General features: G+C 39.0%; 6 protein-coding genes and 1 pseudogene. 1 reads left to right on the top strand and 6 read right to left on the bottom strand.

The annotated features are described in order from the left end of the window. Nucleotides 1-52: 52 nt before the first annotated feature. Both F938_RS12790 and pheA read right to left on the bottom strand, forming a co-directional pair. Nucleotides 53-2299: a bifunctional prephenate dehydrogenase/3-phosphoshikimate 1-carboxyvinyltransferase gene (locus F938_RS12790; RefSeq protein ID WP_005032283.1), complete on the bottom strand. Its 2247-nt coding sequence runs from the start codon at nt 2297-2299 to the stop codon at nt 53-55. 32 nt (nt 2300-2331) lie between these two features. Next, on the bottom strand, nt 2332-3438 hold the full coding sequence (gene pheA / locus F938_RS12795) for a prephenate dehydratase (protein WP_004824524.1): 1107 nt from the start codon (nt 3436-3438) through the stop codon (nt 2332-2334). A gap of 252 nt (nt 3439-3690) precedes the next feature. On the opposite strand from pheA, the gene F938_RS12800 reads away from it, so the two are divergent. After that, complete coding sequence (locus tag F938_RS12800; protein ID WP_005032287.1) at nt 3691-4209, top strand: DJ-1/PfpI/YhbO family deglycase/protease; 519 nt, start codon at nt 3691-3693, stop codon at nt 4207-4209. A gap of 88 nt (nt 4210-4297) precedes the next feature. On the opposite strand, the gene F938_RS12805 is transcribed toward F938_RS12800, so the two are convergent. The 4 genes and pseudogenes from F938_RS12805 to F938_RS24175 all read right to left on the bottom strand — a co-directional run. Then, on the bottom strand, nt 4298-4603 hold the full coding sequence (locus tag F938_RS12805) for a DUF1905 domain-containing protein (RefSeq protein WP_005032289.1): 306 nt from the start codon (nt 4601-4603) through the stop codon (nt 4298-4300). A 288-nt stretch (nt 4604-4891) separates the two neighbouring features. Further along, the gene (locus F938_RS12810; RefSeq protein ID WP_005032291.1) at nt 4892-6034 is read right to left on the bottom strand and encodes an acyl-CoA dehydrogenase family protein; all 1143 of its coding nucleotides are present in this window, start codon (nt 6032-6034) and stop codon (nt 4892-4894) included. Nucleotides 6035-6262: 228 nt separating this feature from the next. Continuing rightward, entirely contained in the window at nt 6263-7234 is a 972-nt protein-coding gene (gene sohB / locus F938_RS12815; RefSeq protein WP_257790589.1) for a protease SohB, read from the bottom strand. Nucleotides 7235-7360: 126 nt separating this feature from the next. Further along, nucleotides 7361-7444 (bottom strand): annotated as a pseudogene (locus F938_RS24175) (IS5/IS1182 family transposase); the annotation flags it as partial.

The raw sequence follows: 7444 nt of genomic DNA on the forward strand, positions 1-7444 counted from the left end.
TTCAATTAATTATACAAATATTAGACAAGTATTATGGAGACACGATTCCGTTTTATTCAGAAACTTGAATCTCAAGTCCAGCCTGATTCGAAAGCTGAGTGAATGTAGGAAAACTAGTGGCAACTGTTTCAGTTCCCATAATTTTAATCTCGCCAGAATTACGTAAACCAGCCATCGAGAAACTCATTGCAATACGATGATCATGATGTGATTCAATTTCACCACCAGTGAAAATCGCGGACCAGTCTCCTGACTTACCTTTTCCTTCGATGATGATGCCATCATCTGTAGGCGTACAATCTATACCTAAAGTCTTTAAACCATCAGCCATCACTTGAATACGGTCAGATTCTTTGACTCTTAATTCAGCTGCACCTGTCAGAACAGTTTGCCCTTCAGCACATGCAGCAGCAATAAACAAAGATGGAAATTCATCAATCGCCAATGGCACTTGATCTTCAGGCATATGAATACCTTTCAACGTACGCGTACCACGAATACGAATATCCGCAATCGGCTCACCGCCAGCGATGCGTTCATTTTCAACAGTGAGGTCTGCACCCATTTGTTTAAGAATTTCAATCACACCTGTACGTGTTGGGTTAATCCCAACGGCTTCAAGCGTAACATCTGAACCCTCTGTAATCGCAGCACCCACCATAAAAAAGGCAGCAGAAGAAATATCTGAAGGAACTTGAATCTCAGTACCTACCAACTTTCCACCACCTTGCAGTGAAATACGATTTCCTTCTGTTTTTACTTCATAACCAAATGCACGCAACATACGTTCTGTATGGTCACGTGTTGGTTCTGGTTCAGTAACAGATGTTTCACCTTCAGCCCATAAACCCGCCAACAGAATCCCTGATTTCACCTGTGCAGAAGCCATAGGTAAATCGTAATGAATTCCTTTCAATGCTTGAGCACCCGTAATAGAAACAGGCGGTGTACCACGTTCGCCCGTAGTTTGAATCTGTGCGCCCATTTCACGCAAAGGCTTGGCTATACGCTCCATTGGACGTTTAGACAAAGAAGCATCACCCGTCATAACAGAGTCAAATTGTTGTGCAGACAACATTCCTGAGAGCAAACGCATTGAGGTGCCCGAGTTCCCCATATACAACGCTGTTTTAGGCGCTTTTAAGCCATTGATTCCCACACCATGAATGGTCACTTCACCATTTTTCGGACCTTCAATACTTACCCCCATATCACGGAACGCTTGAAGTGTTGCTAAAGCATCTTCACCTTCGAGAAAGCCCGTCACATGTGTAGTTCCTTCAGCAATCGCTCCAAACATGATGGAACGATGAGACACTGACTTGTCACCTGGTATGGTAAATTTACCCTTAAATGTCTTCTCACCCGGCAAAATGGTAAATTGTTGTGTCACCTTATTTTTCTCCATCAAAGGTTTATTGGCGAGCATATGATTGAAATGTTGGCGTGCCGCTTGTGCATGACCAAGCAATCCCATCAAGGCTTGTGAATTTTCATCTTCAATCAGTTGACGCAAAGTTGCGAGTTGCGCTTCAAATCCATCTACAGCTTTGAGTATGGCTTTTTTATTGGCAAAAAAAATGTCATGCCACATTTGTGGATCACTGGCTGCAATACGTGAGAAATCTCGAAATCCACCGGCTGCATAGCGGAAAATATCTAAATTATCTTCACGGTTTGCAAGCTGTTCAACCAGATTAAATGCCATCAAATGCGGTAAATGACTGGTATGTGCCAAAACCTCATCATGCTTTTCAACATCCATACAAATCACTTCAGCTTTAGCTGCCTGCCAAAGTTGAATCAGCTTTTCAACAGCCCATTCCGCACTACTCGGTAATGGCGTTAAAATCACTTTGTGATTGGCAAATAAATCCACCTTACCTGCATGAACACCCGTATGTTCAGCACCAGCAATAGGATGTCCGGGTACAAAACCGACCGGAATATTCTGACCATATACAGCATGTGCAGCTTCGACCACATTGCCTTTGGTACTGCCTACATCGGTAATAATCGCATTTTCAGATAGATAAGGTTTTATTGTTTCGAGAATTTTTTGCGTTGCACGAACAGGCAAAGCCAAAACAATTAAATCTGCATCTCGAACTGCATCAACTGGATCACTAAAACCTTCAGAAATAATCCCTAAAGCTTTAGCATCTGCTAAGGTTTTTTTTGAACGTGTTGCAGCAACAACATTTTCTGCAAGATGTTCTGCTGCGATCACACGCGCCAAACTTGAGCCAATCAGCCCAAGTCCAATAAAAGCAACTTTTTTAAATAAAGGTTGTGACATGACGATTTTAAACTACCCTCTTCACAACAACTTTAAAGTACAGCGATTGGATAAGAACCCAGTACTCGTACTTCTTTAACTAACGGGCGTATATCCTCAATCGCAGCTTTAACATTGTCTTGTTCCACATGACCCTCTAAGTCGATGAAGAATACATATGCCCATTTCTCAGGCAATGCTGGACGGGTTTCAATACTGGTCAGACTAATATTGTGCTTGGCAAATGGTGCAAGAATTTCCAACAAAGCACCAGCACGATCATGTGCTGAAATTAACAATGACGTTTTATCATTACCGCTTTGTGGAACTTTCTCACGCCCAATCACCAAGAAACGTGTGGTATTTTCAGGATTGTCTTCAATATTGCCGTGCAAGATTTCCAAGTCATAAATACTTGCAGCGACATCAGATGCAATTGCTGCCGAATGCCATTCATTACGAATACGACGAGCAGCTTCTGCATTAGAACTTAAAGCAACACGCTCCACACCCGGATAATGAGCATCAAGCCATTTGCGACATTGTGCTAAGGTTTGTTGATGCGCATAAATTTGTTTAATGCTGTCCTTACGTGTATTTGATGAAATCAGGAATTGATGATGAATACGTAATTCAACCTCACCAATCACATTCAAATGTGATGCTTTAAAACAATCTAATGTATGGTTAACAACCCCTTCTGATGAGTTTTCAACGGGTACTAAACCATAGTGCGCACTTCCTGCTTCAACTTCACGGAATACTTCATCTATTGTTGGCAATGGGCGAACCACAGCATCTTGACCAAAATGTTTTAAGACTGCTGAGTGAGTATACGTTCCGACTGGACCCAAGAATGCAATACTTTGTGGTGCTTCAAGTGCTAAGCATGCCGACATAATTTCACGGAATAAACGAGCCATTGTTTGATCTGACAAGGGTCCTTCATTACGCTCCATAACTTTACGTAAAACTTGTGCCTCACGTTCTGGACGATAAAACAACGGATTCTCTTCTGATGCAAATTTTGCTTTAGCAACTGCTTCCGCCAGTTTTGCACGGCGATTGATGAGTTGTTGAATTTGTTGATCTACAGAATCAATATCTTCACGGATTTGAGCAAGATCTAGAGAAGTCGTTTTTTGATCATCGTTGATCATTGTTATATCGCCCTTTGAAAGTCAAGAATTACGAAAAGTCTAAGTTTTAGACCCAAAACAGTATAACAATAGTTCAGTTAAATTTGTTGAGCAATAACGCTTTTATCGATGATTCCGTTATTGCCACCACTTTGAATAAAATATCAGCAATGTATGAGTAAACTCCGCTATCCATTACTTACAAAGTAGCTATGGAATTTTAATCATTGCCCACTATGATTAAAATTAAAAGCGGATTTCGAGACAAAGAAAATGAATAAAAAAATCGCTGTTCTCATCACCCATGATTTCGAAGATACGGAATATCATCATCCCGTAGAAGCTTTTCGTGCCGCAAGTCATTCTGTTCGAAATATAGAAAAATCCGCAGGCAACATTGTCTACAGCCAACAACGTAAATCTTCCGTCAGTATAGATTTAGGGATTGATGATATTTCAGTTAAAGATTTTGATGCCTTAATGATTCCAGGCGGGCAATCACCTTATCATTTAAAGAAAGATCCGCGTTTCATTGATTTTCTCCGCAGTTTTGCCAATGCACAAAAACCGATTTTTCTGTGTTGTTACAGCCCTCAACTCTTGATCGACGCACAGATTGCAATTGGTCGTCGTTTGACCTCGATTGATGAATTGATCAAAGAATTAAAAGATGCGGGCGCGGTTATTTTTGATCGTGAAGTTGTGAACGACAATAATCTTTATATTTCTTCACGTTCGACCTATGAATTGCCCGTTTTTATCGATGAATGTTTAAATGTACTGAGCGTTTAATTGAATTTTTATTCACTGTTCAGCATTAAACCAAAGATACATTTTAAACCTTATATTCAAATTTAACCTGATAATTTCTTGTTATTGATTAAACAGATAAAGCAATTGAGAATAAAATACTGTCGCCTAAGTAGATTTTTTCTTTGTTACGAATTTCTGCTTTAAGTGGTAGCAAATAACCTTCTGATTGCTTGTCTGGAAATATTGAAGTTTTCCATACACTTTGTCCTACTGTCACAGTAACAGATATAAGACCCCAACTTTGCCTTTGAAGTAGATAGTTTTTTATTTCCATGGCTTGTTTTTTAGGAACAATCACATAGTGCCAGCCACCAGCACCAGAATAGCGCTGAACTGTGGATTCAACTGAAAATTGTCTTTCATTGTCAATCATTTAATTTTCTCTAAAATTTAAACTTTCCTCATGATTATATGTATTCCTTTTACCCCCCTCTAAGAACAATCAATATGACTACCTGATCCTAAATTCAATATAAAATTCTTGATAAAATATCATACTCGGAAACACATCCGTAACTGTTTGAGGCAGAACTACTTTTATAAAATTCTTATTTTTAATCGTTTAATTTAAACCACTTCAAGTCTTGATCATAAAAATAAAAACTGCACATGCTCCCTAAAAAGCATGAACAGTTTAGATATTCATTTTTCTTAAAAAAAATTAACGACCAATGATTCCACGAGCGACGATTTCTTTCATAATCTCATTTGTTCCTCCATAAATACGTTGAATACGGGCATCTACAAAGAAACGAGAAATTGGATATTCCGTCATATAGCCATAACCACCAAAGAGTTGCAGCAAACTATCGATAATTTTCATTTGCATATCCGTACTGAAACTTTTCAACGCCGCCGCAGTTTCAACATCCAATTTATTTTCTTTATATAATGCTAAATTCTGATTATAAAATGCTGCAGTTGCCAATTCGTCAATTTTAGCTTGTGCTAAAACAAATCGAGTATTTTGAAAACTACCAATTTTCTGACCAAATGCTTGGCGCTCTTGCACATATTGAGTCGTTACATCAATTGCTCCACGAATCGCACCCAATGCTGTTGCAGCAATTGCAGTACGTTCACGAGGAAGTTCTTGCATCAAATAAGCAAAGCCTTGACCAGCATTGCCCAATAACTGGTTGGCAGGAACTTTCACATTATCAAAGAATAATTCCGAAGTATCTTGAGAGTGCAACCCAATTTTATCGAGATTGGTTCCCTTTTTAAAACCATCCAAGTGAGTATCGACCAATAACAATGAAACACCTTTGGCACGAGCTTGTGGATCTGTTTTTGCTGCCAATACGACTAAATCTGCATGCTGACCATTTGAAATGAAGGTTTTTGAACCATTCAATAGATAATGATCACCATTCAAAATAGCACTGCTGCGCATACCCTGTAAGTCCGAACCTGCACCAGGTTCAGTCATCCCAATAGCACCGACGACCTCACCAGCGACCATTTTAGGTAACCAGTATTGCTTCTGTTCTTCATTGGCAATATGCAAAATATAAGGCGCTGCGATTTCAGAGTGACAAGAGATTGCTGTAGATAATGCACCATAACCTGCACGCGCCGACTCTTCAACCAACATCAAAGAGTATTCCGTTGGTACGCCATAACCGCCATATTGCTCAGGAACATCGACACAAAGATAGCCATTTTCACCCAATAATGACCACACTGATCGTGGCATCAAGCCTTCTTTTTCCCATTGCTCATAAAATGGAGCAACATGTTCTGCCATAAAGCGTTTGAAGTTATCACGAAAAAGTTCTAAATCTGCATCATATGCCAACATATTTATATTCCTTTCAACCTGAGTTTTTGATTTTATGATGTATAGCATCCTAATCATTTTTTTTAAGCTTGTCATGATCGCATGAGGTCATTTTTTTTTGGCACTTTTGCCAATCCATAAAGCTGCTTTATAAGACTTTGTTATAAAAAAAGAGCAATTGGTTGAAACCAACTGCTCTTTGGTGATATATCGAGATTTCGATCATTTGTGTAGATTAAAACAAACGAATCAGAACTTATTGTCTCTCAGCATAGGAAGTGAAGAATTCAATTTAGTCACTTCATTGAATAATTTTCCAACAAGGGATGGAATTAAGGCATCTGCCATTTGCGCTGCTTGTAAACCAAGTTTCTCACCCAATGTCGGTTTACGACGTGTTTGAATCACATAAACATCGTGTTGTGGGAGCAAACTCAGTAAATATTCATCCGAAGTCTGTAACTTATCGACCAAGTTCAAATCACGTGCATCTTCACCATACCAATGCTCGCCTGTGGCTACTTTTTCCACATTCAATTGCGGACGGTATTTTTCAACAAAATGTTTAAATAATTGATGGGTTTGTTGTAGTTCTTCTTCAAATTTAGCTTTGCCTTCAGGTGTATTTTCACCAAACATTGTCACGGTACGTTTAAACTGCCCTGCGGTATATAGTTCAAAATCAACATGGTGCTCTTTTAACAGTCGATTAAAGTTAGGCACTTGCGCAACCACACCAATCGAACCCACTACAGCAAATGGCGCAGAAACAATTTCACTGGCAATACACGCCATCATATAACCGCCACTAGCAGCAACTTTGTCCACACAAATAGTCAAGTGAAAACCAGCATCACGTAAACGAACCAATTGTGCTGCTGCCAAGCCATAACCATGCACCATTCCACCTGGGCTTTCTAAACGCACGATTACTCGATCTCGCCCAGCTTTTGCTGTTGCTAAAATCAAGGTAATTTCTTCACGTAAATTCTCTACAGCAGAAGCTTGAACATCACCTTTAAAATCTAAAACATAGATTTTTTGATTATGCTTTTTACGTACACGTGCTTCTTTGACCAATTGTTGTGTCAACTGCAAAAGCTCAAGTTTAGATGCAGTTGATTGAGCAATTCTTTTTCTTTGTTCATTAATTCGTGCATTTAAATGACTAATACGAATTTCTGCGGGAACTTTAGGTAAATGAAATAACATAGAATTTATAATCTCGAATATCTGGATAAATGCTTTTCCATTAAGATGCGGACGGATTGAATAAATTTCAATACATATTTTGAAAAATTCGACAAATCTCTAGGGTCTGTTGACATTTAGGGTTCATAATTTAACCTACAAGGGGAGCCATAAAAATATACAAGCTAATGCAACAGAACTTTCATAGTTCCGTTTTAACTTGTCGTATCGAGTGGCTAT

Source organism: Acinetobacter bereziniae LMG 1003 = CIP 70.12, assembly GCF_000368925.1.
Lineage (GTDB): Bacteria > Pseudomonadota > Gammaproteobacteria > Pseudomonadales > Moraxellaceae > Acinetobacter > Acinetobacter bereziniae.

What these genes read in the sequence shown, in the direction of transcription:
- F938_RS12800 (WP_005032287.1), top strand. Translation starts at nt 3,691, where the DNA reads ATGAATAAAAAAATCGCTGTTCTCATCACCCATGATTTCGAAGATACG.
- pheA (WP_004824524.1), bottom strand. Translation starts at nt 3,438, where the DNA reads ATGATCAACGATGATCAAAAAACGACTTCTCTAGATCTTGCTCAAATC.
- F938_RS12810 (WP_005032291.1), bottom strand. Translation starts at nt 6,034, where the DNA reads ATGTTGGCATATGATGCAGATTTAGAACTTTTTCGTGATAACTTCAAA.
- F938_RS12790 (WP_005032283.1), bottom strand. Translation starts at nt 2,299, where the DNA reads ATGTCACAACCTTTATTTAAAAAAGTTGCTTTTATTGGACTTGGGCTG.
- F938_RS12805 (WP_005032289.1), bottom strand. Translation starts at nt 4,603, where the DNA reads ATGATTGACAATGAAAGACAATTTTCAGTTGAATCCACAGTTCAGCGC.